Annotated in this window: 22 protein-coding genes and 3 tRNA genes; 19 read left to right on the top strand and 6 right to left on the bottom strand. The window is 49.9% G+C overall.

All coding sequences use genetic code 11. From position 1 onward, the window contains the following. Nucleotides 1–363: 363 nt before the first annotated feature. Entirely contained in the window at nucleotides 364–780 is a 417-nt protein-coding gene (locus ABEA14_RS15445) for a c-type cytochrome (protein WP_377776214.1), read from the bottom strand. Between the two features lie 225 nt (nucleotides 781–1,005). Here ABEA14_RS15445 and ABEA14_RS15440 point away from each other — a divergent pair. The 7 genes from ABEA14_RS15440 to ABEA14_RS15410 all read left to right on the top strand — a co-directional run bounded on the left by ABEA14_RS15440 (nucleotide 1,006) and on the right by ABEA14_RS15410 (nucleotide 5,406). Further along, nucleotides 1,006–1,082, top strand: a tRNA-Arg gene (locus tag ABEA14_RS15440). Nucleotides 1,083–1,116: 34 nt separating this feature from the next. Further along, nucleotides 1,117–1,192 (top strand) — tRNA-His (locus ABEA14_RS15435). Nucleotides 1,193–1,202: 10 nt separating this feature from the next. Further along, nucleotides 1,203–1,279, top strand: a tRNA-Pro gene (locus ABEA14_RS15430). Between the two features lie 146 nt (nucleotides 1,280–1,425). Next, nucleotides 1,426–2,769, top strand: coding sequence for a DNA recombination protein RmuC (gene rmuC, locus ABEA14_RS15425; protein WP_345341097.1), 1,344 nt, complete (start codon nucleotides 1,426–1,428; stop codon nucleotides 2,767–2,769). Continuing rightward, nucleotides 2,750–3,478 carry a TIGR01621 family pseudouridine synthase gene (locus ABEA14_RS15420; RefSeq protein WP_345341095.1) on the top strand — a complete coding sequence of 243 codons (729 nt, stop codon included), beginning with the start codon at nucleotides 2,750–2,752 and terminating at the stop codon, nucleotides 3,476–3,478. The genes rmuC and ABEA14_RS15420 overlap by 20 nt, the downstream gene beginning before the upstream one ends. A 260-nt stretch (nucleotides 3,479–3,738) precedes the next feature. Beyond that, nucleotides 3,739–4,428, top strand: coding sequence for a PEP-CTERM sorting domain-containing protein (locus ABEA14_RS15415; RefSeq protein WP_345341093.1), 690 nt, complete (start codon nucleotides 3,739–3,741; stop codon nucleotides 4,426–4,428). Between the two features lie 333 nt (nucleotides 4,429–4,761). Beyond that, nucleotides 4,762–5,406: a hypothetical protein gene (locus tag ABEA14_RS15410; RefSeq protein WP_345341091.1), complete on the top strand. Its 645-nt coding sequence runs from the start codon at nucleotides 4,762–4,764 to the stop codon at nucleotides 5,404–5,406. Between the two features lie 68 nt (nucleotides 5,407–5,474). Here the strand turns inward: ABEA14_RS15410 and ABEA14_RS15405 are convergent, their stop codons facing one another. After that, nucleotides 5,475–5,780: a hypothetical protein gene (locus ABEA14_RS15405; protein WP_345341089.1), complete on the bottom strand. Its 306-nt coding sequence runs from the start codon at nucleotides 5,778–5,780 to the stop codon at nucleotides 5,475–5,477. Nucleotides 5,781–6,046: 266 nt separating this feature from the next. On the opposite strand from ABEA14_RS15405, the gene ABEA14_RS15400 reads away from it, so the two are divergent. Then, nucleotides 6,047–6,916, top strand: coding sequence for a tetratricopeptide repeat protein (locus ABEA14_RS15400; protein ID WP_345341086.1), 870 nt, complete (start codon nucleotides 6,047–6,049; stop codon nucleotides 6,914–6,916). Nucleotides 6,917–6,963: 47 nt separating this feature from the next. On the opposite strand, the gene ABEA14_RS15395 is transcribed toward ABEA14_RS15400, so the two are convergent. Both ABEA14_RS15395 and ABEA14_RS15390 read right to left on the bottom strand, forming a co-directional pair. Beyond that, nucleotides 6,964–8,916: a bifunctional diguanylate cyclase/phosphodiesterase gene (locus tag ABEA14_RS15395; RefSeq protein WP_345341083.1), complete on the bottom strand. Its 1,953-nt coding sequence runs from the start codon at nucleotides 8,914–8,916 to the stop codon at nucleotides 6,964–6,966. Nucleotides 8,917–8,956: 40 nt separating this feature from the next. Then, the gene (locus tag ABEA14_RS15390) at nucleotides 8,957–9,613 is read right to left on the bottom strand and encodes a transglutaminase-like cysteine peptidase (protein WP_345341081.1); all 657 of its coding nucleotides are present in this window, start codon (nucleotides 9,611–9,613) and stop codon (nucleotides 8,957–8,959) included. Nucleotides 9,614–9,766: 153 nt separating this feature from the next. Between ABEA14_RS15390 and ubiE the strand changes: the two genes are divergently transcribed. The 11 genes from ubiE (at nucleotide 9,767) to hemB (ending at nucleotide 19,214) form a co-directional block, all read left to right on the top strand. Continuing rightward, nucleotides 9,767–10,522, top strand: a complete 756-nt coding sequence (ubiE, locus tag ABEA14_RS15385; RefSeq protein WP_345341079.1) for a bifunctional demethylmenaquinone methyltransferase/2-methoxy-6-polyprenyl-1,4-benzoquinol methylase UbiE — start codon at nucleotides 9,767–9,769, stop codon at nucleotides 10,520–10,522. Between the two features lie 8 nt (nucleotides 10,523–10,530). Continuing rightward, a complete protein-coding gene (locus ABEA14_RS15380; protein WP_345341077.1) occupies nucleotides 10,531–11,154 on the top strand; it encodes a ubiquinone biosynthesis accessory factor UbiJ in 624 nt (207 codons plus the stop codon). Continuing rightward, entirely contained in the window at nucleotides 11,151–12,797 is a 1,647-nt protein-coding gene (gene ubiB, locus ABEA14_RS15375; protein WP_345341075.1) for a ubiquinone biosynthesis regulatory protein kinase UbiB, read from the top strand. Before ABEA14_RS15380 ends, ubiB begins: the two co-directional genes overlap by 4 nt. 79 nt (nucleotides 12,798–12,876) lie before the next feature. Further along, a complete protein-coding gene (tatA, locus tag ABEA14_RS15370; protein WP_345341073.1) occupies nucleotides 12,877–13,116 on the top strand; it encodes a twin-arginine translocase TatA/TatE family subunit in 240 nt (79 codons plus the stop codon). Nucleotides 13,117–13,119: 3 nt separating this feature from the next. Then, nucleotides 13,120–13,548, top strand: a complete 429-nt coding sequence (gene tatB / locus ABEA14_RS15365; RefSeq protein ID WP_345341071.1) for a Sec-independent protein translocase protein TatB — start codon at nucleotides 13,120–13,122, stop codon at nucleotides 13,546–13,548. Then, nucleotides 13,545–14,291, top strand: a complete 747-nt coding sequence (gene tatC, locus ABEA14_RS15360; RefSeq protein ID WP_345341069.1) for a twin-arginine translocase subunit TatC — start codon at nucleotides 13,545–13,547, stop codon at nucleotides 14,289–14,291. Before tatB ends, tatC begins: the two co-directional genes overlap by 4 nt. Continuing rightward, nucleotides 14,288–14,869 carry a hypothetical protein gene (locus tag ABEA14_RS15355; RefSeq protein WP_345341067.1) on the top strand — a complete coding sequence of 194 codons (582 nt, stop codon included), beginning with the start codon at nucleotides 14,288–14,290 and terminating at the stop codon, nucleotides 14,867–14,869. The genes tatC and ABEA14_RS15355 overlap by 4 nt, the downstream gene beginning before the upstream one ends. Nucleotide 14,870: 1 nt before the next feature. Beyond that, the gene (locus tag ABEA14_RS15350; RefSeq protein WP_345341065.1) at nucleotides 14,871–15,659 is read left to right on the top strand and encodes a TatD family hydrolase; all 789 of its coding nucleotides are present in this window, start codon (nucleotides 14,871–14,873) and stop codon (nucleotides 15,657–15,659) included. 113 nt (nucleotides 15,660–15,772) lie between these two features. Continuing rightward, nucleotides 15,773–17,659, top strand: coding sequence for a sensor domain-containing diguanylate cyclase (locus ABEA14_RS15345; protein ID WP_345341063.1), 1,887 nt, complete (start codon nucleotides 15,773–15,775; stop codon nucleotides 17,657–17,659). 23 nt (nucleotides 17,660–17,682) lie between these two features. Continuing rightward, on the top strand, nucleotides 17,683–18,180 hold the full coding sequence (locus tag ABEA14_RS15340) for a hypothetical protein (protein WP_345341061.1): 498 nt from the start codon (nucleotides 17,683–17,685) through the stop codon (nucleotides 18,178–18,180). A 14-nt stretch (nucleotides 18,181–18,194) separates the two neighbouring features. Next, nucleotides 18,195–19,214, top strand: a complete 1,020-nt coding sequence (gene hemB, locus ABEA14_RS15335; RefSeq protein ID WP_345341059.1) for a porphobilinogen synthase — start codon at nucleotides 18,195–18,197, stop codon at nucleotides 19,212–19,214. A gap of 60 nt (nucleotides 19,215–19,274) precedes the next feature. Here hemB and ABEA14_RS15330 read toward each other — a convergent pair whose 3' ends face one another. Together ABEA14_RS15330 and ABEA14_RS15325 are read right to left on the bottom strand one after the other, a co-directional pair. Beyond that, the gene (locus ABEA14_RS15330; protein WP_345341057.1) at nucleotides 19,275–20,204 is read right to left on the bottom strand and encodes a hypothetical protein; all 930 of its coding nucleotides are present in this window, start codon (nucleotides 20,202–20,204) and stop codon (nucleotides 19,275–19,277) included. Next, nucleotides 20,201–24,910 (bottom strand): response regulator, encoded by a 4,710-nt coding sequence (locus ABEA14_RS15325; RefSeq protein ID WP_345341055.1) that lies wholly within the window; start codon nucleotides 24,908–24,910, stop codon nucleotides 20,201–20,203. The genes ABEA14_RS15330 and ABEA14_RS15325 overlap by 4 nt, the downstream gene beginning before the upstream one ends. Nucleotides 24,911–24,992 lie beyond the last annotated feature (82 nt).

Below are 24,992 nucleotides of genomic sequence, written 5' to 3'. Positions count from 1 at the left end.
TGTGCGCTGGGTTACAAAATGGGTAAATTCTCTAGAGAGGCAGCGGCAAAGCGTCGTCTTTTTTCCGAGCTTTTCCATTTGAATCAGCCCCGCAATATATGACCGCCAAGGATGTCGGGAATGTCGATATAGTAAGGAACAGTTTTCGACCGTTCGTCCTGAACACAGAGTGCCCTTTGGGTATCGCCGCTCCAGTGCATTAGCATGCCCCACAAAGTGTTTTGGGTACCATGCACTCGCGACATACCGTTCGTCCATGTATATCGTCGCTCCTGCACGTCCATGTGCCCGCGACATACCATACATCCATGTATATAAAAAAACCGCCGGATGGCGGTTTTTAGAATCAGGGTTGAATTAGGCTTAGATGCCTTCAACCATGTAATCGATGGCTGCCTGGATATCTTCGTCTGAGCAGTCTGCACATGTTCCACGAGGTGGCATGGCGTTGAAGCCATCAATCGCGTGCTTCAGGACCACGTCCATGCCTTGGGCTAGGCGAGGGGCCCAAGCGTTAGCATCGTCTTTCTTAGGTGCGTTCAATGCGCCAGTACCGTGGCAGGCAAAACAGGCTGCCTGATATATATCGGCGCCTGAGCGAGGGCCAGCAGGTTCAGCAGCGGCCGCAACAGCAGGAGCATCACCCTCAATATAGAGTTCACCCACAGGCTTAATACGTGACTGGATCTCATCATTGGTAGGTTCTTTTGCGGCCAAAGGGGTAGCCAGGACCATGCCGGCCAGGCCAGCGATCAGCAGCTGCTGCAAAGGGGTTGCCATCGGGATCTTCTCTCTCTATTTGTTTTAAGTGGTGCCTTTTAAGTAAGCATACCAGACACCGAGTTGAAGCGATTATAACGTTAAATGTCGGTAGCTAAAATGCTAAGACTGCTGAAATTTCAGGCAATAAAACAGCAAATGACAATTGTTTTTCAGATTCTTTAAAAAAAACGTAGACAAGCGATAAACCCTTTTGTACTATGCGCACCCGCTGAAGGCAGGTGAGCGCCCGTAGCTCAGCTGGATAGAGCGTTGGCCTCCGGAGCCAAAGGTCACAGGTTCAAATCCTGTCGGGCGCGCCAAGGCAACGCAAGAATTCAGCAAAAAGTAGTACTGGTGGCTGTAGCTCAGTTGGTAGAGCCCTGGATTGTGATTCCGGTGGTCGTGGGTTCGAGCCCCATCAGCCACCCCAGTTTTAGTGTCGGCGATTAGCGCAGTTTGGTAGCGCACTTGGTTTGGGTCCAAGGGGTCGCAGGTTCAAATCCTGCATCGCCGACCATTTCTTCAGAGCCCTCGGCAAAAGCCGGGGGCTTTGTCGTTTCAGCCCCGATGTTTTTACTGAGTGTCTTTCCCCTTTTCTTGCGGCTCGCTCCGCACCAGCGTTATGCTCTAGCTGATACCCGTCTGAATTTGGAGTGTTTTCTGTTGGATCCGCAGCTGCTGATAATCATTCTTGCTTCACTATCCCTGCTGTTGTTGATTGCCACTTCAGCGTTAGCTTATCGATCCTCTCTGTTGCGTAGTCAGAAGAGTGAAACTGAGCAGCAACTGGTGGGCAGGCAAGATGAGCTAGCTGACCTTCAGGCCGAATACCGTTTATTGCAGGAAAAAACGCAGCAATTGCAGTTGGAAAAAACTGAGGTTGAAGCTCGTTATCAGGCGCAACATGAGGCTGCATCGGAAAAGTTGGTGTTGCTTGAGAAATCAGAACAACGTCTTCAGGTGCAATTTGAAAACCTGGCAAATCGTATTTTTGATGCCAAGTCACAGCAATTTGAACAACAGAGTCAACAAAAGCTCAATGCCACATTTGCCCCACTGACTCAGCAACTAGGCGCATTTCAAAAGCAGGTGCAACAGGCATACGAGACAGAAGCGAAAGAGCGCCATACCCTGAAATCCGAGATCCTCTCTTTAAAAAAGCTCAACGAACGGATGAGCGAAGATGCACTGAATCTGACCAAAGCATTAAAAGGGGATAGCAAACAGCAAGGGAATTGGGGAGAAGTTGTCTTAGGGCGGGTTCTGGAAGAGTCTGGGCTCCGTGAAGGGCATGAGTATGAGACGGAAGTCAGTCAAACGACGGACTCGGGTAAACGATACCGCCCCGATGTGATTGTTCAGTTACCCGAAAACAAGCAAATCGTCATCGATTCAAAGGTATCGCTGACGGCATACGAACAGTACTTTAATAGTGATGACAATGCCGCCCGTGAAACCGCGTTGTCGGCACACGTTCAGTCAATTCGAAATCATATTAAGGGATTGGGCGCCAAGGATTACCATAAGCTCCCCGGCATCAACAGCCTGGATTATGTATTGATGTTTATCCCTATCGAAGCTGCCTTCCTGGCGGCGCTTGATCACCAGCCTGATTTGGTTAAGTTGGCGCTGGATAACAACATTATGTTGGTTAGTCCGACCAATCTGTTAGTTGCACTGAGAACGGTGCATAACATCTGGCGTTACGAGTATCAGAACCAGAATGCGCAGAATATTGCCGACAAAGCAGCGGCTATGTATGACAAGCTGCGCTTATTTGTGGATGAACTCAACAAAGTTGGAAAATCCCTGGAGCAGTCCCACAACAGCTATCAAACTGCAATGAAGCGGCTGGCGACCGGGCGTGGCAACCTGATTAGTCAGGCAGAGTCGATGCGGGAGTTGGGCGTAGCTGCCAAAAAACAGATAGATCTGGACAGTCTGCCGAAAGAAGAGGAGCCCTCTTTAAAGATTGTTGGTGCCAAGGATGAGTCCAGTGACGCGTGACGCTGCTGCTGATTTTGAGCCGAAAATCCTATTTGAAAATGAGGACTTTTGGGCATTTGATAAGCCTCCGGGTATCAGTTGTCATGATGAAAAGCATGATGACGGCACAATCGCCCCCGGTTTTTTCGGGCTACTACGTGCCTATTTCGATACCAAGGTTTTTCCTGTTCATCGGTTAGATAAGGTGACTTCAGGAATTCTCCTGGCCGCCAAACATGCCGAAAGTGCAGCAAAGTTTGGCCAGTTGTTTGAGCAGCGAACGATTAACAAGTACTACCTTGCCATCAGCGATAAGAAACCCAGGAAAAAACAGGGCGCTGTGATCGGCGATATGGTGAAAGCAAGGCGTGGAGCCTGGAAATTAACCAAAGGCAATACCAATCCCGCTGTCAGCCATTTTTTCACCGCAGCCTTGGGCGAGGGGCTGCGTGTGTTTTTGGTTAAACCCTATACGGGCAAGACTCATCAGATCAGAGTCGCCCTCAAAAGTCTGGGTTCTCCTATTTATGGAGATGGTTTGTATGCCGGCTCAGAAGCTGATCGAACTTACCTTCATGCATATGCAATTGAATTTAAGTGGAAAAATGATGACTTGCGCTTAATCTCTGAGCCCGGAGAAGGTGCGTTTTACCGTTTAGAAAAGCTTAAAACCTTACTTGCGGAAACTCTATCTCCCTGGCGGTTGCGCTGGCCAACCTTAAAAAAGTAGTGCTGGCGGGAGATTGTCTCCTTTTTATATTACTAAAAGCTATAAAAGCGCTGTTGAAAAAACAAACAGATATTTCGATTGTCGGTTTTTTTTTCGCCAACTTTATCTCCCCAACAAAAAAACAAACAAAAACAATTGGTTAAATTTTGGCCAGCATCTTGCTTTAGTTACGTGTGAAGTACCCACAGGGGCGAGTGTCATGTGAGGGCCGCGCAGTACCACTGTTCACTCCATGTGTTATGAAAACAAGGGGTTCAGGTATGAAAGTTTTAACGTTAATTAAGGCATCTTTGGCCGCTTCTACGCTGCTTGCGTCGTCTGCGATGGCTATGGTGATGCCAATGCCAGTGACATTGGTATTTGATAGTGCACCTGGCGGTGATTGCAGTGCCACTATCTTCCCTACTACACCTCCTCAGTCAGGCCCTTGCTCCGACTATAAAGGCGCATCTCTGACTTATGACCTAGATTCTGAGCTTGGAATTAACGAAGCGAAGGACTACTGGCTTGTTGTGACAGCACCGGAAGACGACATTATCCAAGATATCACTCCTGCTTCAGGTGGTTTGGGTAATGATGCTGGTGCTTCAGACAACATTGACCCAGGCGAAATGCTGTACCTAACCTTCAATTTCGCTGTCATGCTGGACGCGATCCAGTTTAATGGCGGTACTTTGAACGGTCATGGTGATAGCTGGAACGATTCTGTGGACGAATGGGGTTTGGATATCAATGCCTGGTCTAAAACGGTAGATCTCGTTGATGATGGATTGTATACCTTGGCAGCACCCAAATTTGTTGCTGCTGGAACTTCAATCGTAGTATCTGCATACGACAATGGTTATATCGAAGCATTGACCTTCACACGTGTCGTGCCTGAACCATCAGCGATTGCTCTGGCTGGATTGGGTCTACTGATGCTTGGTGCAGGACGCTTGCGCCGTAAGTAATCTAAGATATTGGCATTCGTAAAAGCCCGGCATATGCCGGGCTTTTTTACGCTTCGACTTCCATTCTTAAAATCTCTGTAGTGTAAATCGTTATCATTACTGTTCGCTTATCCTAAAAGTCTGTCTTTTTCGCATCGGTTATAGCTGATGTGAATTAAAAGATACCCATTAATAGGTATTTCATATGCATATCGTCAATAAATTATGCTATTTAGTTATTTCTTAACTGTTAAATTCAATAAATACAGTTAGTTATATTCTGGCCTGATCTTTGCTGATGATTAGACTGCAGATAAGTAGTCGCATGTCTTTCAATTATGGATGAGGTCAGTCATGAAGACGTTCCTTTTAGTTTTTGCTCTTATATTTTCTGGCACAGTTGCCGCTGCGCCAATCATCCCTGCTCAATACAATGGTATTGATGACAGCGGAGACAGCCTTTTCACTCTAACCGATGCTGACGCTGTGCTTGACGACAGCAACTTCGAAATGGTGTTCCGTTTTGGTCAGTTCAACACCTTTGACCATGCATTTGGTTTGTACCATTACGATTACATCAATGAATCAATTTCTTCGATGCTGACCATTTTTGATGAAACAGTCGTGGTCGGAGATGATTCAAATGTGATCTGGGATTTGGTTACCATGACTGCCAGCAGTATGTTTGGCAGCATTGACCTGAGCCTTGCAGATGGTTTGGCATTTGGTTTGTGGTTTAAGTCCGATGGTGACTATTACTACAGTCAGGCCAAGTTCAATGGTGGCGTTGACCACTTTGGTTTGTATTGGGAAACTAATCCGTTTGTTGATGCCAACCTCTATGTGTATGCCGTAGATGATGGTATTGATCAGACCTTGGATTATATGGAGCTGGCCGTTAATGATGTTGTGCCGGTAGCTGTTCCTGAACCTTCGGTTGCACTGCTTGCTGGCCTTGGCCTGCTGATGGTGGGTGCGGGTCGTTTCCGTCGTCGTTGATACTTAACACATTTGTGTATGTAAAAAAGCCTGGCTACAAGCCAGGCTTTTTTATGCAGGCTGAACAGCTATTCATCGTAGTTGACGTAAATTGGCTCAACATATCCCTCAGTGTTGTTCACTGTTGAGGGGCCTGCTGCTGGTGGATTGGTCCGAAGTAATGCATCCAAATCTTCAGGTTCCTGGTCGAACTGGTAGTTGAGATAACCTGGCTCAAAAACGCCGTTTTCCAATGTTCTACCAAGTTTAATCGCTGTCCCCTCTTTTGAGGCCTGTACGGCATAATTGAGGTAAGTGGGTTCTTCGTAACCGGTATTAGCAATCACTGAACTTGATAACGTAAGTGCTGCTGTGATTATAAGAAACTTTTTCATGGGGATTCCCCTTCTGTCATTAACAGGCGAGCGATGTGCAGTTTGCCTACCTGTTTGCGTGTCGTATTCCTCAATTAAGACCTGTTGATATCTGAGCTACTTTTAGATGGTCGTGTTATCAATAAGGTGACTTGGTTCTGAAAGTTTTTTGATAGATGGGAGGAGGGATTGAGCTTTGTTAAGCTTGCCCCCATATCTGCAAGTATTGATGGCGAGATTCAAGCCCTCTTGCCCGTGCACTTGTTATTACCTAGTTGGAGTCTCCAGTGGAACCCGTGAATAGCTCGCCTAATATCCTTGATGTTTCAGTCGCCAATTTTCAGCAGGTCATTCAATCTTTGCCTGCTAATCAGTTGTTGCTGCTTGAGTTCTGGGCGCCAGAAATGGAAGCGTGTCAGGCAATGAGCCAGACGCTGGAGAAAATTGCCGCGGAGTATCCAAATGAGCTTGTTGTCGGTCGGGTAAACTGTGCCGCTGATCAGCAGTTGGCCATGCAGTGTGGTGTGCGTGCTCTGCCTACCGTGATGGTAGTTAAAGAAGGCAAAATGCTGGATGGTTTTGATGGCCAGGCCGACGAACAGCAAGTGCGTGCGGTATTAGATAAACACTTGCCGAAGGAGCAGGACCTGCTGCTGGCACAGGCGCGGGAACTATTGCAGGCGCAGCAAGCAACAGAAGCTTTTCCCCTATTGAAGAGAGCCTACGAACTTGATGGCTCAAGGCCAGACATCAGACTGTCGCTGGCTGATACTTTGTTGGCGTTAGGTAAATTGAAAGATGCGGCGGAGCTATTAGCGTCAATAGGGCTGGCTGATCAGGATGGCTATTACCAGTCTTTAATGTCTCAGCTTGAATTGAAGCAGCAAGCAGCGGAATCCCCTGAGCTAAGAGAGTTAGAGCAAGCCCATGCTGACGCTCCGGATGATGTCGAAGTGAGTTATCGGTTGGCCGTGCAGTATCAGGCCGCTAATCGTAGTGACGAAGCCTTGGCTATTCTGTTTTCTTTATTGAAGAAGGATCTGACGGCAGTGAATGGTGATGCCAGAGCGAGTTTGTTAGATATTTTAGCCACATTGCCACAAGGCGATCCGTTGGCAGCCGAGTATCGCCGTAAGTTCTATAGCCTGTTGTACTAGGAAGCTTAGAACACCAAAAAAAGAAGGGGCCTTACGCCCCTTTTTGACTATGAAGCTACAGCCGAGGCAGTGGCCAACGCTGTGGGTTTATTCAGCAGATATCCCTGCCCCATCTCTACGCCGAGCTGTCTTAACATCGCCAGATCTTCCTGCTTTTCAATTTCTAGAGCGATCACCTTAGTGTTCAGGCCACGGCAAAGCTGCAATAGGGTTTGAATAAAGAACTGGTGATCCAGAAGTAGTGGAAGTTGGTGGGTAAAGCGGCCATCAAGCTTGAGGTATTTGGGTTTCATCGCTGTCAGCAATGAAAAGCTTGCGGTGCCAGCTCCAAAATGGTCGATAGCAAAAGATACCCCGGTTTCTTCAAGTCGCAGAATATCTGCAGCGATAGCTTCATAGTTTGGCGTAAGGCGACGCTCGTCGAGTTCTAACGTCAGTCGTTGAGCGAGTTCTTCATCTGCTTTGCAATGTGAGACTAACCAATCAAGAAATGTTTCATCTTGAAGCGATACTGGATCGATATTTAATGCCAGTTGGCCATTCTGCTGCTTGGCAAAACTGATCGCCTCTTTACCAATACCCATCTCCAGCGCAGGTAAACGTTCACACTGGCGAGCCAGAGTTAGGATTGTGCCCGGAGGTAATGAATGGCCTTTTAGATCAGCAAAGCGTGGTAACCACTCTTTGTAGACGACCGAGTCTTTGTCCAGGCGTTTAATGGCCTGCTCTTTGAACTCAAATCGCTGCTCTTGAATAATGGCATCAACCAGTTTTTGACGACCTTGATTGGTAAGCAACACAGTAGGCAACTCGCGGTTACCTGTATTGAAATACAAGCTGAATTTACCTTGCTGTTGTGCGTGTTGTACTGCCAGATCTAATTCACTCAGGATCTGATCTTGTTGGTCCTTGGGCCGGAAGTAGCATAGACCGATACCACCTAAACCATGCTCAAGCTGATGAATGTCCAGCTCATTCAGCAGCGTCAGTAGACTGTTTGCCAGTCGCTCTGCACCGGCTCTGTCTGCCTGCGGCATCAGAATAGTGACTTCCTCGTCATGGACACGAAAAGCGGTCTGGCTCTCTTTAAGCTGAGACATCAGCTTTGGAGCGAGCTGACGCCACAACTGGGTGACAGCTTGATAACCATGGGATTGATAAAGTGAATCCAGTTCCAGCTTTATCAAGAGAACACAACCGGCACAGGCTTGTTCGGTTTGTGTCATCTGGTTTAACTCAGCCAAAAAAGCGCGGCGATTGCCCAATCCGGTCTCATCGTCCAGATAGGCTTGTGCCTGAAGCTGTGATGCTTTCTCTTCCAGTCCGCTGAACAGGGTTTGCAGCGTGCCAGACATCTGATTGAAACTCTCAATCAAGCTATTTATTTCACGGGTGCCAGAGTCTGTTTTCAGGCGGTGGAATTTGCCTTCTGCGATCTCGGCAGCCTTCTGCTGCAGCATCTGCAGTGGCTTTAATAGGCGTTTTACCAGCAACAGTGCACCGATAATCGCCACAACGAAAATGACCGCGCCAGCAAGGATAAACTTCCAGCCCGTAATCCAGAGCCTTTGGTAAGCAGCGCTCAAATCCGCCGTTACCTCAACCCGGCCTGTGACGCGCCAGCCATCACTCAGCTCCATCCGTTTGCTGGGAGCGGTTAACGGGTAAAGTTGTTTGAACCAGTTTGGTGTGCCATTTCTGGCAAGCGGAGAAGAGCGGCGCTCGGCAATCAGTTTGCCTTCGTTATCATGGATAGATATTTGACTGAAATAACCGCGGTCATACAGCGCCGTTATGGTCGCTTCAATGGCTGAACTGTCCCACGGCGAAGTATAAGGTACCAAGGTTAAGCTTAAGGCAGTGGCTGTGTCCTGGGCATGATTGCCTAACTGCTTTTGAATGTCGCTGCGGGCACTTTGCAGATAGATAAGCCAGCTAGCTAACAACATCAGCCCCAACAGCAATGTAATGAGCTGTAGCAGTTGACGTGACAATGTCATCGAATCCCTCCTTGAGCTATTACTGCGAGGTAAACAGGCCCTAAATCTGGTGTTGAATACGGTCCATCAAAGCTTCCCAGAACTCGCCACCCTCCTCTTTCAGTTTACTGCCGCCACGTCCTTGTACGCGTGCTAGCCACTGACCATCATCGTTGAAGCTGATTATTGGTTTAAGGTCTTTTCGCTCACTGGCCAGGCGTACCTGACCATCCAGATTGTCTAGAACCAGTGGGATATCTCCATGTCTGGGGTGGTAGGTCAGCACCATATGGGGTTGGTTATCGGCCACGTTTTTTACGTACATCAGTCGCAATTTTTCAGACGGCACACCCATCAGGCGGAGTGTTTCCAGTTTGGCTACGGAGTAGTCTTCGCAATCTCCCCCGGATGTCGCAATAAACTCCAGCGGTGTTGCCCAGTAATCTTCCTGCTGCCAGTGAGCCTGATCAGAAACGAAATTGATTTGATTGAGGTATTGGTTTGCCAGCTCCAGCTTGGCTTTATCATCAATCAGCGCTCGTCCTTCAACAATCAGCCGTTGCCAGGCTAGCAGATTGTCTCTTGCTTCGATGCCATAAGCCTTTTCTACCTTGGCCAAAACATCGGGTGCAAAGTAGTCGTTAAGTTGGTTGTCCATAGCCCAGGCGGGTGATGCGGCGAGCCAGAACAATAAGGTCGTCACTGTGTTTTTCATCATCAGCCAAACAGAAATCCCTAATTTATATGGATAAGTGTAGTTGGCTATTGCCACAAATAAACCTGATGGTGGTTGCAGGGAAAAAATTTCGGGGTGGGTGAATCAAAGCTTTTTCAGTAAACTGCAGGAGATTGACAAAAATAGGGGCTAAAAGTGAGCGAGTCTGCAGGCGATACCACCCATTTCGGCTTTAAAACCGTAGCAGCATCAGAGAAAGAGTCGTTAGTAGCGGATGTATTCCACTCCGTTGCAGCCAAATACGATTTAATGAATGATTTGATGTCAGGCGGTATCCATCGAGTATGGAAGCGTTTCACTATCGATTGCAGTGGCATCCGGCGCGGCCAGCGGGTTTTGGACCTGGCTGGCGGCACAGGCGATCTTACCGCGCGCTTTTCCAGGTTGGTGGGAGATGACGGCCAAGTCGTTCTGGCTGACATCAACAGCTCAATGCTGAAAGTGGGCCGTGATAAGCTGCGCAATATCGGCGTTTTGGGCAATGTCAGCTATGTGCAGGCCAATGCCGAAGCGCTGCCGTTCCCTGACAACCACTTCGATCTTATTACCATCGCTTTTGGCCTGCGCAATGTGACAGATAAAGATAAAGCGCTGGCGTCGATGCTGCGTGTGCTTAAACCGGGTGGCCGTCTATTGGTGCTGGAGTTTTCAAAGCCCCAGATCAAGTTGTTGAGCAAGGTATACGACGCCTATAGTTTCCATTTATTGCCGAAGATGGGAGAGGCGGTACTCAATGATGGTGCCAGCTATCAGTACTTGGCTGAGTCTATTCGCATGCACCCCGATCAAGACACATTGAAGCAGATGATGGAAACACAGGGTTTTGAGCAGGTGAATTACTACAACCTGACTGGTGGCATCGTCGCACTTCATCGAGGCTTCAAGTTTTAGGAACCCCTATGCCTGTTACTCCGCTATTGGTTGGTGGGTTGGAAGCTTTGCTGAATCGATATCTGCAGTCGGCGCCAAATCACCAAAACCTGTTGGCTTCCCTGCGAGGAAAGCGACTTCGATTGGAGCTTGCTGAACTGCCAGCCCCGCTTTTATTTGCGTTTAGTGATTCTCGTATCGATTTGATGTCCGGTGAACAAAGTGACTGGGACTGTCGGTTGCAACTCGCTGCTATCGATTTGCCCAAGCTGCAGACCGGCTCTGACCTTTCTGAACTGATCAAGTCAGACCGACTGGTGCTTGAGGGTAACGCCGAAATTGCTCAACAGTTTGCGGCTTTGCTGAAAGGATTGGAGGTTGATTGGCAGGAGCCGTTATCTAAGTGGATCGGTGACCCCGCCACCCACATGCTATCTCAGCTGCTTGCACGGGGTAAGCAGTATGCCAATCGGCAAAAAGAGGAAGGTATGGCCCAGCTTGGTCGTATGCTGACGGATGAAGTGGCTCTGGTTGCTCACCCTCTGGCGTTAGCTGCCTTTGCCGACGATGTTCAGCTGTTGGCAGCGGACACCGACGCGGTTGAAGTGCGATTGAAGCGACTGGAAACCAAAACGCAGGAGCAGGGTGCATGAAGGTGTTCGGTCAGTTCTTCCGCCTCTACTTTATCGGTGCAACCATGCTCAGGTTCGGTATCGATAAGCTGATACCGCAGCAGCGTTGGCCCTGGTATCTGAAGCTCTGTCGAGCCACTTTATTCTGGTTACGAAATCAACATCCTGATGCGTCAGATGCCAAGCGCTTGCGCATGGCGATGGAAGCCCTGGGGCCTGTTTTTATTAAGCTTGGCCAGATGCTCTCTACTCGCCGAGACCTGCTTGATGATGACTATGCAAAGGAGCTGGCGTTATTGCAGGATCAAGTTGCACCATTTCCAGGTGAACAAGCACAACAGTTAATGGAACAGGCTCTGGGTGGGCCGCTTTCCAACTGGTTTGACGATTTTGACACCGCCCCACTGGCGACAGCCTCCATTGCGCAAGTACATACAGCCACACTTAAGTCAGATGAGCAGGGGCAGCCACAGAAAGTTGTATTGAAAGTCATTCGCCCTGATATCGAGAAACAGATACTGGCAGACCTGCACTGGATGGAGACGCTTGCCGGGCTGGTAGCACTGCTACTGCCGGACGGAAAGCGGTTGCGCCCAAAAGAAGTGATCCGCGAATACCGTAAAACGATTTTGGATGAACTGGACCTGTCCCGTGAAGCTGCCAATGCGATCCAACTACGGCGCAATTTTGAAGGTTCTGACGCACTTTATGTGCCCCGTGTATACAGTGAACTGTGCCGCACGCAGTTATTGGTGATGGAGCGTATTTACGGTATTCCAGTCGGGGATATCGAGGCGCTGGAAGCGAATGGCACCAATATGAAACGTCTGGCGGAGCGAGGCGTTGAGGTCTTCTTTACGCAGGTATTCAGAGACAGTTTTTTCCATGCCGATATGCATCCCGGCAACATTTTTGTGGCAAAAGAGCACCCTGAAGATCCCCTTTGGATTGGTATCGATTGTGGCATTGTCGGTACCTTGAATCGCGAAGATAAGCGTTACTTGGCAGAAAACTTCCTGGCGTTTTTTAATCGCGATTACCGCAAGGTTGCAGAACTGCACGTAGATTCCGGTTGGGTACCCCTAGAGACCGATGTCGACGAGTTTGAGGTGGCGATCCGTACCGTATGTGAACCCATATTTAATAAGCCACTATCTGAGATCTCATTTGGTCATGTGTTAATTAATCTGTTCAACACTGCCCGCCGTTTTAATATGGAAGTGCAACCACAGCTGGTGCTGCTTCAAAAAACCCTGCTCTATATCGAAGGGTTGGGAAGACAGCTTTATCCTCAGTTAGATCTGTGGCAAACGGCCAAGCCTTTCCTGGAAAACTGGATGCAGGAGCAGTTGGGTGTGAAAGCGCTGAAGCGCCAGCTGCTTGAAAATCTTCCTTACTGGGGTGAAAAGCTGCCGCAACTTCCTGATCTGTTGTTCAATAATCTGCAACATGCGCAGCAGATAATACCTACTTTGGAACGTTTATCCGCGCAATATCACCATCAGGCCAACCGTCGTCAACGAGGTTACTTCTGGCTTGGTACATCAGCCATTGCACTGCTCGCTACCCTTGCGTTGCCGTGGCCTGCTGAACAGTGGCAATGGTTGGGTTGGAGCGTCGTGATTGGGTGCTGGATCCCAGCTTGGTGGTTTAGCCGCCGTTAAACCCCAGCAAAATGTTTTATTGCACAATCATCGCCCTATAATGGGTCAGCATTTGCCATAGAGGCTACTTGGAGAAGGTATGGGTATTAGTTGGGTTCAGTTACTGATTGTTGCCGTGATTGTCATCTTGCTGTTTGGCACTAAAAAACTGCGTAATATTGGTGGTGATTTAGGCTCTGCAGTTAAAGGCTTCAAAAAAGCGATGAATGACGATGACGGCAAAAAAGACGCCGACTTCGACAAGCAGCCTTTGGAAGATAAGCGCGAACAGGCCGACGGTGCTGAGCAACCCACCTCCAAGGAAAAAGACAAGGCTTAAGCCATGTTTGATATTGGCTTTTGGGAACTGATCATCATTGCGGTGGTTGGCTTAGTCGTATTGGGGCCTGAACGGTTACCTGGTGCTGTGCGCAGCGTCACCCGGACTATTGGTACTATCAAGCGTTATGGTGGTGCAGTACGTCAGCAGGTGGAGCAGGAGTTGCAGATCGAACAACTGCATCAGGACCTGAAGAAGGCTGAACAAATGGGTACCAAGGTCACCCCCGAGTTGCAGGCGTCACTGAATAAGCTCAGAGCTCGCGCTGAATCGGTCAACCGCCCTTATGGTAAAGATGAAGGTGAGTCTCCTGTTTCTGAGGATGCTTCGTCGAGCCTTTCCCAATCGACAGATGAAGCCAGTCAATCGCAATCCAGCGAGTTGCCAGGCAACACGTCTGATGCGCCTGCAAAAGACAAGAACCCAGAATGAATAGTCCGTCACAGCAGCCTTTTTTAAGCCATCTGTATGAGTTGAGAGATCGCCTGCTCAAAGCCATTGGCGCGGTGTTGGTTATCTTTATCGCGCTGGTCTATTTTGCCCAGGACATCTACCAGTTTATCGCCGCCCCTCTGATTGCTGAGATGCCTGAGGGTGCCTCGATGATCGCCACGGATGTAGCCTCACCTTTTTTCGTGCCGATTAAGCTGACCATTGTGGTTTCAGCTGCTTTGGCAGTGCCTTTTATCCTGCATCAGGTCTGGGCGTTTATTGCGCCTGGACTCTATAAACATGAGCGGAAATTGGCCGCGCCACTGCTGATTATGAGTTCACTGCTGTTCTACGCAGGAGCGGCGTTTGCATTCTATGTGGTGTTTCCACTGGCGTTTCATTTTCTGACAGCCATCGCTCCCGAAGGCGTGACTATTGCGACAGATATCGGCAGCTACCTGGACTTTGTGCTGAAGCTGTTTTTTGCTTTTGGTCTGGCATTCGAAGTGCCTATTTTCATTATCGTGATGTGTTGGACCGGCATCACCACGCCGCAGAGCTTAAGTGCAAAACGCCCCTATATAATCGTAGGTGCCTTTGTTTTTGGCATGCTGCTCACCCCCCCTGATGTGTTTTCTCAGACCCTGTTGGCGTTGCCGATGTGGTTCTTATTTGAAGTTGGCTTGGTGGTCGCAAAATTGTATCGGCCTGAAGATCCTGAGCCGGAGGAAGAAGAGTCTTGAAACAAATACTAATATCGATTGCTGCGTTGTTAGCAGCTTCTTTTTCAGCTCAAGCTGAGACGATTTCTCTAAAAAGCTGTGCGGCGATTGACCACCCAGTTGAGCGTCTTGCTTGTTATGACACGTTGGCAGGAAGGCTACCAGCTGAAACGGCTAATGCCCCCGAGAAAGTTGTCCCTGCGCCTGGTACAGAAGTGGCCAGTGAGTTACCTGACGCACCTGCTGTTGTTCCCGCTGAACCTATTCCAGCCACCGTTGTTCCCGCTGCTCCTGCTCCAACACCCACTGTTGAGCCTGCGCCTGACGCTGAAGCTATTTTTGGCTTAGAGCACAAACAGAAGCCAAAGGAAGAGCGTCCTGACGAGCTGCAGTTAAAGTGGACCAAGAAGAAAAAAGACGCCTACGGCAAGTGGATTGTTACGTTGGAGAATGGCCAGGTTTGGCGCCAGACTGACAGCACCCGATTTAGTTTCAAGAACACTGACCAGTGGGTGATTATCGCCCGTGGCGCAGTAGGGGGATTCTTCCTGGGCGAGCCTGATCGCAACAAGCGGATCCGCGTGAAGCGAGTTAAGTAACATGGGTTGGGTCGATATCGGCGTCAACCTGAGCAATAAGCAGTTTAATGCCGATCGCGAACAGGTATTGGCACGGGCCAGACAAGCCAAGATTGATACCCTGATATTGACCGGTACTGACATTGGTGAGAGTCAGCAGGTGTTGGCACTTTCTAAACAGTACCCAGACTTGTGTGTGTCAACCGCAGGCGTCCACCCCCATGATGCCAAGTCTTTTGTCGCAGAGGATCTGGAAACGCTGAGAGGCCTGTTGGCAGAGCCTGAAGTGGTGGCGGTCGGTGAATGCGGATTGGATTACAATCGCGATTTTTCACCAAGACCTGTTCAGCGCGATGTGCTTGAACAGCAGTTGGCTCTGGCGGCTGAGCTAAATATGCCGGTGTTCCTTCATGAGCGTGATGCCAGCGACGATCTATTAGCTATCCTTGCTCGCTGGCGGGATAAGATCCCAAATGCCGTGGTGCACTGTTTTACGGGTAGCGAGCAGGCGCTTAAGTCTTATCTGGATCTGGACCTCCACATTGGTATCACTGGTTGGGTTTGTGACGAACGGCGTGGGCAGGAGTTGCTGTCGATGACCCCTCTTATTCCTGCTGGCAGATTAATGTTGGAAACCGATGCGCCTTATCTGATCCCAAGGGATCTCAAGCCAAAACCTAAAAGCCGGCGCAATGAGCCATGTTACCTGCCACATATCGCCAGCCGTGTTGCTGCGGAACGTGGAGAGACGTTGGATAGCCTGCTGGCACATACTGAAAAGACCAGTCGAACATTCTTTAAACTCAGCTGACCGCTAATTTTCAACCATAAGGTACACGAAATAACCAAGATCACTGTTACACTGATTCCCCGGCGGATAGCTTCGCCACTGTTGTAACCTGCTGTATTTGCCGGACTGTTTTGATGAAACTGTGTTATCGAACCTTTTATCTGTCTTGCCTGTTGCTTGGCCTCACGCTGAGCATGCAGTTACGAGCAGAATGGGTCATCACCGACAACACGGTTCGTACGCCCGCCACCGCAACTTGCTGCGAACTTTACCTGACTGACAACGCCGAGCTTTCTGCTTCAGATGTGGCAGCGTTACCAACAAGCGACTGGCAGTCGCTGACCGGCCCAAACATCAATAGTGGTTTTGATCCCAGAATCCACTGGATCAAACTGCGGGTGACAAGCCGCCTTAGTGAAGAGAGAGAGTGGGTGTTGCAGCTGGATAATCCGCTGCTTGATAAGGTTGAGCTCTATCAACAGGCAGACAATGGCGTATTTGTTCATCTTGCTGAGCTGGGCGTTTCGAACCATTCCCGACTGGTGCTGCATCCTGATTATCTGGTGCCACTCAGTCTGCCTATGCAGGGGCAGACAATGCTGCTCATCCGTTTCCAAACTCAGGGTTCCGCCAGTTTGCCAATTACACTTTGGCGCGGCGACCATTTTGTTGAAACCAACCATGTAGATAGCCTGCTCATCGGTTTGGCCTTAGGCGCGTTATTGCTGATGGGGGTTTATAACTCATTGCTGGCGTTTTCCATGCGCACATTGAGTTATCTGTTTTATGCCGGGTACCAGTTCAGTGGCATTTTGATGTTATCGACCCTGCTGGGGATCAGTAGCTACTATCTTTGGCCCGCATTGCCGACATTCCACCACCTGATGATCCCGGTTCTGGGGGCATTGGCCTTGTTGTTCACCTGCTTCTTTGTCGAGCATCTGTTGAAAATTAATGAACAGTATTTGCTGTTGATGCGTTGGCTCAGGGCAATGCAGATCGGTTGCATTCTCTATCTTTTCAGTAGCTTCATAATGTCATACCGCCTGGCGGTCATCCTGTTAGCCATTTTGGTAGTACTGGTGGTGGCCAGCCTTATCAGCATTGGATTTTGGGCGTGCTGGAAGCGCATCCCAATGGCGCGTTACTACACTTTCAGTTGGTTTGCTCTAACCTGTGGTGCAACACTCAGTAGTCTGGCCTATGCCGGCGTTATCGCGCTGCCCTGGAGTAATGCTATTCCTCTGTTGCTGGGTGCTGGGCTTGAAGTACTGGTGATGACTACAACGCTGGCGTTGCGCGCGGGAGATGTCAATCGCAGCCATAGGGCAGCAGAAAAAAGTGCTATCGAGCAGGCCCGAAGGGTAAGGTTGGTTCAGGACAAAGCACTGCAGATACAAGCCAAAGCCAACACTGAATTGGAGCAGAAAGTGCGGGAACGCACGTTTGAGCTTGAGGTTGCATTGCGAGAGCTGGCAGAAACCAATCGAGAGTTGGAAGAGCAAACGACCAGAGATGCGCTTACTGGCGTTCGCAACAGAAAGTACTTCGATAAACGCTACATCGCTGAGCAGCGCCGAAGCCGTCGTGAACAAACGACGTTGTCACTTATCATGATGGATATCGATCACTTTAAACAGGTGAATGATACTTATGGGCATCCCGTGGGAGACGCGTGTATCCGTGAAGTGGCGTCGAGAGCCGCCAGCCTGTTGAAGCGTCCGGGGGATGTCATCGCTCGTTATGGTGGCGAAGAGTTTGCGCTTATTTTGCCTAATACGCCACCTGAGGGGGCGATGCAATTGGCTGAGAAACTATGCGATGTGATTCGTAGCCAGCCTATCGTGACTGGTGTGGGCGAGTTGGCTCTGACTATCAGTTGCGGGGTAGCCTGTCGTTACATCTTACCTGAGACCAGTACTGAGTTGTTGCTGGAAGAGGCTGACCAGGCTCTTTATGGCGCCAAGCAAGGCGGCAGAGATCGTGCCATGTTAGCGTCGCAAAAGGAGAAAACAGATTGAATGTAAAGCTTGAAGGGAATGGAATGAAAGCTGTTTTTGGCCGGTTAATCACAGTGCTGGTCATTGCCACCAGCTCGATATTGTTTGGCTGTCAGGAGAGTGAAGCTCCCGTACCTACAACAAATTTCCGATTGATCGTTAACGACTATGGTCAGTATCAGCGGGTGGCGAGTGACAGTGAAGATTGGACTGGCGACGCCGAGTTGTTATTGCAACGCCGCAAGCTGGCGTTAGAAGCGCAGATCAGCATTGGCTTTCGGTACACTTTGCATGCCGATGATGTATTAGAGCCGGTGAAGCTCACTCTGGCGGTTAAACCGCCCAGTAATGAGCAGGGGCTGACATCGCTGAAGAAAACCTTGATGGTAAAAGCGGATGAATTTCCCTATCAGGGCCAGTTTTTTCACACCCTGGAAGATGCTGACAATCTGTTGCCAGGGACTTGGATCCTATACCTTAAAGCGAATGGCAAGTTGTTGAGCAGACAACCTTTCCAGCTTTTACCCACAGAACAACCGTAAGAGGCCCCCGAGAGATGTCAGATATCGTGAATGTTTTTGGCCAATTCCCTGCGCGTCGTCCACGCCGTATGCGTGCCAGTGACTTTTCCCGCCGCTTGATGGCCGAATCACAACTGTCAGTGAATGATCTGATCTATCCAATGTTTGTGTTGGAGGGAGAAAACCAACGCGAGCCTGTCCCCTCTATGCCGGGCGTAGAGCGAGTCTCTATCGACCTATTGCTGAAAGAAGCCGAAGAACTGGTGGCGCTTGGGGTGCCTGCCGTCGCCCTGTTCCCGGTGACACCTGCCGAGGTGAAATCTCTGGATGCGGCAGAAGCATACAATCCTGATGGCTTGGCACAACGTGCTGTGAAAGCGCTGAAAGCCGCCTACCCGGAGTTGGGTGTCATCACCGATGTCGCATTGGATCCGTTTACCACCCACGGCCAGGACGGCATCATTGATGACGAAGGTTATGTGCTCAATGACATCACCAAAGATGTTTTGGTAAAACAAGCGCTCTCTCATGCCGATGCGGGTGCTGATGTGGTGGCACCGTCAGATATGATGGATGGTCGTATTGGTGCGATCCGTGAAGCGTTGGAAGCGGCTGGCCACGTCAATACCCGCATTCTCGCCTACTCGGCAAAATATGCTTCCAGCTACTATGGCCCGTTCCGTGATGCGGTGGGCTCTGCCGGCAACTTGAAAGGTGGCAATAAATATAGCTACCAGATGGACCCTGCTAATAGCGATGAAGCACTGCAAGAGGTCGCTCTGGATCTACAGGAGGGCGCTGACATGGTGATGGTGAAGCCTGGTATGCCTTATCTCGATGTGGTTCGCAGAGTTAAAGAGAGTTTCAAAGTACCTACTTACGCTTACCAGGTAAGTGGTGAATATGCGATGCATATGGCCGCTATTCAAAACGGCTGGTTGGCCGAAAAGCCGGTAGTGATGGAGTCCTTGTTGGCATTCAAACGTGCGGGTGCTGATGGCATCCTGACCTACTTTGCTAAGCAGGTAGCACAGTGGCTGAAGGAAGATAGCTAGCTGCTGGCTATATAGATAATCATGATAAAAAACGGGGCTTTTGGCCCCGTTTTCTGTTTTTTAGTCGATATCTTCGAGCGTCAGCCAGTATTCAGGCTCCTCCAGCGGTAGCGCTTTTGGCAGATCGGGGTTGTGTAGTTCGAAGATTTCTCGCACCTTCCACTTTGAAAGCGGGAACACGCCCTTGGTGACTGGGTGAGTCTTCATCAAGGCTTTGAGTTCGCCCGACCTAACGGCGCGTTTCATGCCTTTTTCGATCCGCGCTGCCAGCTCGAAATTCTCATGACTGGTGTAAAACAGAAAAGGTAATCGATAACGCAGCAGGATATCGTCGTACGCAACGATAGAGTTATCCTTGGTGCGTGCAAGGTAGGCTTCGATCTCGCTGTAACCTTCGGTGATGGCGCGGGGAAAGTAATCACAACTGCCTTCTCTCAGGCGCTTAAACATATCGTCAAAATTGTTTATCCGTTGCACTGGATAGCCATTGGCTTCGAGGATATCGGAATCTGGCCAGTGTGCTCCCTGGCAGGCGCGAAACAATTTCAGGTCATCAGGGCTTTCAATCTGTTGAAAGGCGGCTAAGTCGGTTTGGCGGATGATCATCATCCGATAACCCAGCAGCCCCATAGTGATAGGCACCCGTGCGGAACGAGCCGCTGTTTCCCTCTCTTTCGATGGGGCTGACGCGACCACATCAATGATGTCATCGTGGTTAAGCAGGCTCATCAACAGCCCCTGATTGTATGGCAGAGGTAATAGTTCTATCTCGGCTGGACCATACTCTGGGGTGGTTTTGTCCAGGGCTAACTGCAACACTTTTATCAGGTAGTCATGTATCGCGTCAGTGGGTGACTGCTTTGGAATAAATTTGACCCGCATTACCTCGGCAGCAGTTTCCTGTTGGCTTTCTTCTGCCAAAGTCGTTTGCGCGAACAGGTAACTCACACACCCAATGACAGTCAGCAGCCATTGACGAACAGGCGTCATGACATCGCCTCTGCGTGCTCAAACAGCGATACCAGTGTTTGCCCTGCCACGTCGAAATCATACTCTTCCAATTGTTGAAGTAGCTGATCCAGCAAGGCTTGCAGCTTGGGATCATGGCACTGCTTTTTCAATTCACTGGCACGCTCGCCCGCTTCGAAGTCGTAGTTATCTGCCAGTTCTTTCAGTTCTGTCAGTGCTTCGATCAGCTGTTCCTTGCTGATGCTCTCCTGCATGCTGGTGGCGGTGGATTGCTGCTCCTGACTGAACGCTCTATCCAGGCAGTGGATAACTTCATCCAGATGCTGTTTCAATAGTTCCATCAGCTTATTGATACTGGCTTCATCCTGTTGCTCGCTGCACGCTAACTCTACGCCACCTGCACTTGCAGCAAGGGTTTTAGCACCGATGTGAGAAGCGGCTCCCTTAAGGGTGTGAGCTGCGCGAGTGGCGGCTTCCCAATCTCCCTCTTGCCAGGCGTGGTTGAACTCATCTACAAACTGACGCTGACCCTTCTGGAATTTCTTCAGCAAGCGAAGATAGAGCCCTTGGTTGCCATTACAAACGGCTATGCCTGCTTCTGTGTCTATGATGTCAGCAGACAGTTCCAGGCTGGAAACATCCTCTTCTTGTTCAGAGTCATCACTGACCAGTGGAATCTCCGTCACTAGTCCACTGGGTGTTATCCATTGGCTGAGGGTGTCGAACATCTGCTCGATATCGATCGGTTTGGCAATATGGTCATTCATGCCTGCCTCAAGCACTTTCTCCTTGTCACCGGCCATGGCGTTGGCGGTCATGGCGACAATTGGCAGGTCTGGGTGGTTTTCTCTAATCTCACGGGTGGCGGTATACCCGTCCATCACAGGCATCTGCACATCCATCAATACGCCGTCGTATTGTTGAGCATTGACCATATTGACCGCTTCCTGGCCGTTGTTAGCAACATCCACCTTGATACTGGCCTGTTCGAGCAACTCTTTGGCCAATTCCTGGTTGAGTTCGTTGTCTTCGACCAGCAGCAGATATGCGCCGGTAAGCATGCTGCGTTTGCCTTGACGGGCTTTGCGCTTGTACTGCCTGCGCTGCAGGTGGTATTGCTCGTCGATGACGCGCTTCAGCGCACGGAACACACTGTCGGGATTTACCGGTTTGGCGATCATGCTGTCGAAACGGCGGCGAATATTCTCTTCGCCAATCTCATCACTGTCATGGCTGGAGACCATCACCAGGTGTTTCATATCCTGGTTGGGCAGTGCTTTCAGTTCATCGCACAGCGCCAAGCCGTTCATCTTCGGCATCTCCCAGTCAATCAGGGCGATATCAAAACTGACGTTGTAACTGGTGGCCATTTCCAGCGCCTCTGGACCTGAGTTGGCGGTGTAAATTTCACAGCCATACTCTGTCAGGATCTCTTTGAGCACCTGGATTGCAGCACTGTCATCATCAACCACCAGTACCCGCTTCTCTTTCAGCAGGGCTTTGCGAGATTCCTGGTGTTCATATTCCAGCGTTTCATTCACGCTCGCCTGCATGGTAAAGAAGAACTCGCTACCCACGTCCGGCGTACTTTCAACCCAGATCTCGCCATCCATCAGCTCGACAAGGCTCTTTGAAATTGCCAGGCCAAGACCTGTGCCGCCAAACTTGCGCGTGGTTGACGCATCCGCCTGGGCAAAGGACTGGAACAGTTTGGCTTTTTGTTCCTCGGTCATACCTATGCCGGTATCACGCACACAGAAGCGCAACTCCACTGTGCTGCCCATGCGGTTTAGCTGGCTGATCTCCAGCGATACAGCGCCGAATGCAGTGAATTTGACCGCGTTACTGAGCAGGTTAGTAACGACCTGGTTTAGACGAAGCGGATCACCAATCAGGTTGAGCGGTACATCCCGGCCAATATCCAGGTTGAGTTCCAGCTCCTTCTCTTCCACTTTCACCGATATCACGGTGAATACATTCTCAAGCAGATCGGCGAGGTTAAAGTCGACTCGCTCCAGATCGATATGACCGGCCTCAATCTTAGAGAAATCCAGGATGTCATTGATTATGCCCAGCAGGTTAGTGGCAGAGCGGTTTACCTTTTCGACATAGTTTTTCGGCTTATCCGGCAGCTCACTCTGCAGCGCTAAATAAGACATACCGATAATGGCATTCATCGGCGTGCGGATCTCATGGCTCATATTGGCCAGGAAGTTAGATTTTGCACTGCTGGCGTCATCGGCCAGTTGTTTGGCCTCTATCAGTGCCAGTTTGGCTTTGTTTTGCTCAGTGATATCACGGAACGCGACCACCACCCCCTGAATCGCGTCGTCTATGGTCAATGGATGGATGTTTATTTCGACCGGAAGATAAGGTGCAGACGGTCGCTCCAGGGTCGCCTCCTCTACTTGGAGAGGATTCCCTGATGACATGACCTCGTTGATGGCGCGCTCCACATCCATATCATTATCAAAAGAGATCGGCAGCACGGACCTGGCGTGGGAGCCAATCACATCCGGGCTGTGTAACAACATGTCGCAGGCCGCAGGATTGATAAAGGTGCACAGTTGGGCACCATTGAAACCTATGATGCCCTCACCAACAGATCCCAGGATTAAGCGGTTGTCCTGCTCCGATTTGCGTAGCTCTTTGGTACGAGCCTCCACTTCCACTTCCAGCCGTTTTGCCGAATCCGCTTGCGCTTGGTATGCACGTCGTCCGATCACCAACATGAACATGGAAACCGAAATGATCACCGCAATGGATATCAAGGTAAGTACCGCCAGATTGACGGCTACTTTGCGAAAATCCTCCATCGCTTCGTCTTTATGGAACTCGCCCACCAACAGCAGATTCAAAAATGGATGCCAGATCCATTGCCCAATTACTTCGTGGCCCTGGTAATCGTTGTAACCACTGAGGTTTTTTCCGCCTCGTTTATTGGATGCGCCATCGAATGGAGACATGATGCCCTGATTGGCCATGGCATCTTCTAACTTGATATTGCCGATGACAGATTCACCCACCTTTAACCTGCCCTGCTTACGCAAAATATGGGTAAAGCTGCTTTCCGAGACCATGAAGCCGCGGTGGTCTACGGCATAAATCTCACCAGAATCTCCTAAACGAATATTGCTGAGGATTTGTGAGAACTCCTCGCTGGGATCTGCGACGCCAGCTAACACACCGATGCGCCTTTGCTGGCGGTCGTACATAGGGGTGGCTATCAGCAAGACGGGGTCTTTATCGTCTTCCGCTATATTTCCATCCAGGTCAAAATCGGACCAGATGGGCGGTATGAACAGGGTCTCTCCAGCGACTACCCGCTGAAAAAGGTCTGGCACTTGTTCTGCCATTAAATTGGGTTTGCCAATAACATGGTCTGCATGAGACGCCAGGTTAATACCGTCAGGGGAAATCAAATAGAAGCGCACCGCGGCCACATTCAAATTGGATGCTTCACGCAGGGCAACTTTAAATGCCCGCAGTTCGGCAGAGCCCCGAGGATCCAGATCAGCCTTGTCCCTTTCCACTAACACCCAGGCCAGATCTTTCACTGCTGGGTTTTGTGAGACTTCGGTGACCATATCAACTCTTCCTTGATACCAGTTAGCCAATTGCTGCTCAGCGGTTGCCAGGCTGATATTGAGGGTTTTGATATTGCCGTTGAGGGTATTGTTGTAGGTGCGGGATAAAACTACCCCTACCAGCAATACCAGAATTAAACAGAGCAGGCCCACGCCAAGCAGGAAGCTGCGGCGGAACTGTTCTGAACCAAATTGCTTGGCGAGTTCGTCTCCCTGCCCACGGACAAAATAGAAGAAAAACAGCACCATGATCAGTGCTGCGGATAGTCCGGCAATTTGCGTGATCCAACCAACCAATGGGTGGTCTTCACGCTGCTCTACCTCCATCGCGGCAGCATCTTGTTTGGCCCACTGCTGGTGTAGCTCAGAGATAAATCCTTTACCCACCTGATTCATACCCCAATCGATCCATTGCTCTAACTCAGGATGATCGCGATTAACACAGAATCGAAGCCGAAGGCTGCGAAGATTGGGCAGGTAAAAGTAGGCGAGATCGCTGAGCTGTTTCTCTTGCCGCCAATAGGCTGCTTGCACCGGGTCGATAATAAAGCCATCAATCTCCCCATTTGCAACCTTGTGCAGGCCTTCCTGAACACTGCCTGTCATCACAGACTGTGGGGCGCCCTGAGTGGCAAAAACCAGTTCTGCATTGGCATAACCCTTAACGAAACCCACAGTGTGTGAAGGGGATAGATCTTCCGGCTGGTTTAACTTTTCTGCGCTGGCTTTAAAAATAATAACCGATTCAATGCCAAGTATCGGATTGCTAAAGTGAAAGTGTTTGGCACGGTGCCGGGTGCGAGCACACAGGCTAAAGACGTGTGCATCCCCGTTTTCTACAGCTCTCAAGCCTTGGCTGAAGCTGTCGTACTCTTTGTAAGTCAGGGTAAAGGGGAGCACTTGATTTAAAGCATCGACCAGTTCTTTTCCGAGCCCTGAACGCTGACCATTTTCATCGATAAAGTCGTAGGGGGGCAGGTTGGGGTCGGCAACCACGAACACCTCAGGATTCTCTGAGGCCCATGCCTGCATTTGTGCTGGCAGGGTTTCATAGTCCATCTGTGCATGAGCCAATCCACTGAACAGCCAAAAGCATATCCCGAAAATGCTTCCAAACAGGCGCAGTAGCTTGTGTGTCATAAGGGCCCCATCATGCATGCCAGCAGCAAGGTGTTGCTGGAAAATTCTAATTCAAGCAATGGGTTGAGCTTAGCAAAAGAAT

The sequence above is a fragment of the Corallincola platygyrae genome (genome assembly GCF_039544265.1).
GTDB classification, from domain to species: domain Bacteria; phylum Pseudomonadota; class Gammaproteobacteria; order Enterobacterales; family Neiellaceae; genus Corallincola; species Corallincola platygyrae.
Note: the sequence above shows the minus strand (reverse complement) of the source record. Positions and strands in the feature narration are given on the sequence as shown.

Coding starts and splice junctions, on each gene's coding strand:
- ABEA14_RS15420 (WP_345341095.1), top strand. CDS start 2,750: ATGAGTCCAGTGACGCGTGACGCTGCTGCTGATTTTGAGCCGAAAATC.
- tatA (WP_345341073.1), top strand. CDS start 12,877: ATGGGTATTAGTTGGGTTCAGTTACTGATTGTTGCCGTGATTGTCATC.
- ABEA14_RS15405 (WP_345341089.1), bottom strand. CDS start 5,780: ATGAAAAAGTTTCTTATAATCACAGCAGCACTTACGTTATCAAGTTCA.
- tatB (WP_345341071.1), top strand. CDS start 13,120: ATGTTTGATATTGGCTTTTGGGAACTGATCATCATTGCGGTGGTTGGC.
- ABEA14_RS15345 (WP_345341063.1), top strand. CDS start 15,773: ATGAAACTGTGTTATCGAACCTTTTATCTGTCTTGCCTGTTGCTTGGC.
- tatC (WP_345341069.1), top strand. CDS start 13,545: ATGAATAGTCCGTCACAGCAGCCTTTTTTAAGCCATCTGTATGAGTTG.
- hemB (WP_345341059.1), top strand. CDS start 18,195: ATGTCAGATATCGTGAATGTTTTTGGCCAATTCCCTGCGCGTCGTCCA.
- ABEA14_RS15340 (WP_345341061.1), top strand. CDS start 17,683: ATGAAAGCTGTTTTTGGCCGGTTAATCACAGTGCTGGTCATTGCCACC.
- ubiB (WP_345341075.1), top strand. CDS start 11,151: ATGAAGGTGTTCGGTCAGTTCTTCCGCCTCTACTTTATCGGTGCAACC.
- ABEA14_RS15350 (WP_345341065.1), top strand. CDS start 14,871: ATGGGTTGGGTCGATATCGGCGTCAACCTGAGCAATAAGCAGTTTAAT.
- ABEA14_RS15445 (WP_377776214.1), bottom strand. CDS start 780: ATGGCAACCCCTTTGCAGCAGCTGCTGATCGCTGGCCTGGCCGGCATG.
- ABEA14_RS15415 (WP_345341093.1), top strand. CDS start 3,739: ATGAAAGTTTTAACGTTAATTAAGGCATCTTTGGCCGCTTCTACGCTG.
- ABEA14_RS15325 (WP_345341055.1), bottom strand. CDS start 24,910: ATGACACACAAGCTACTGCGCCTGTTTGGAAGCATTTTCGGGATATGC.
- ABEA14_RS15380 (WP_345341077.1), top strand. CDS start 10,531: ATGCCTGTTACTCCGCTATTGGTTGGTGGGTTGGAAGCTTTGCTGAAT.
- ABEA14_RS15330 (WP_345341057.1), bottom strand. CDS start 20,204: ATGACGCCTGTTCGTCAATGGCTGCTGACTGTCATTGGGTGTGTGAGT.
- ABEA14_RS15390 (WP_345341081.1), bottom strand. CDS start 9,613: ATGATGAAAAACACAGTGACGACCTTATTGTTCTGGCTCGCCGCATCA.
- ABEA14_RS15395 (WP_345341083.1), bottom strand. CDS start 8,916: ATGACATTGTCACGTCAACTGCTACAGCTCATTACATTGCTGTTGGGG.
- ABEA14_RS15410 (WP_345341091.1), top strand. CDS start 4,762: ATGAAGACGTTCCTTTTAGTTTTTGCTCTTATATTTTCTGGCACAGTT.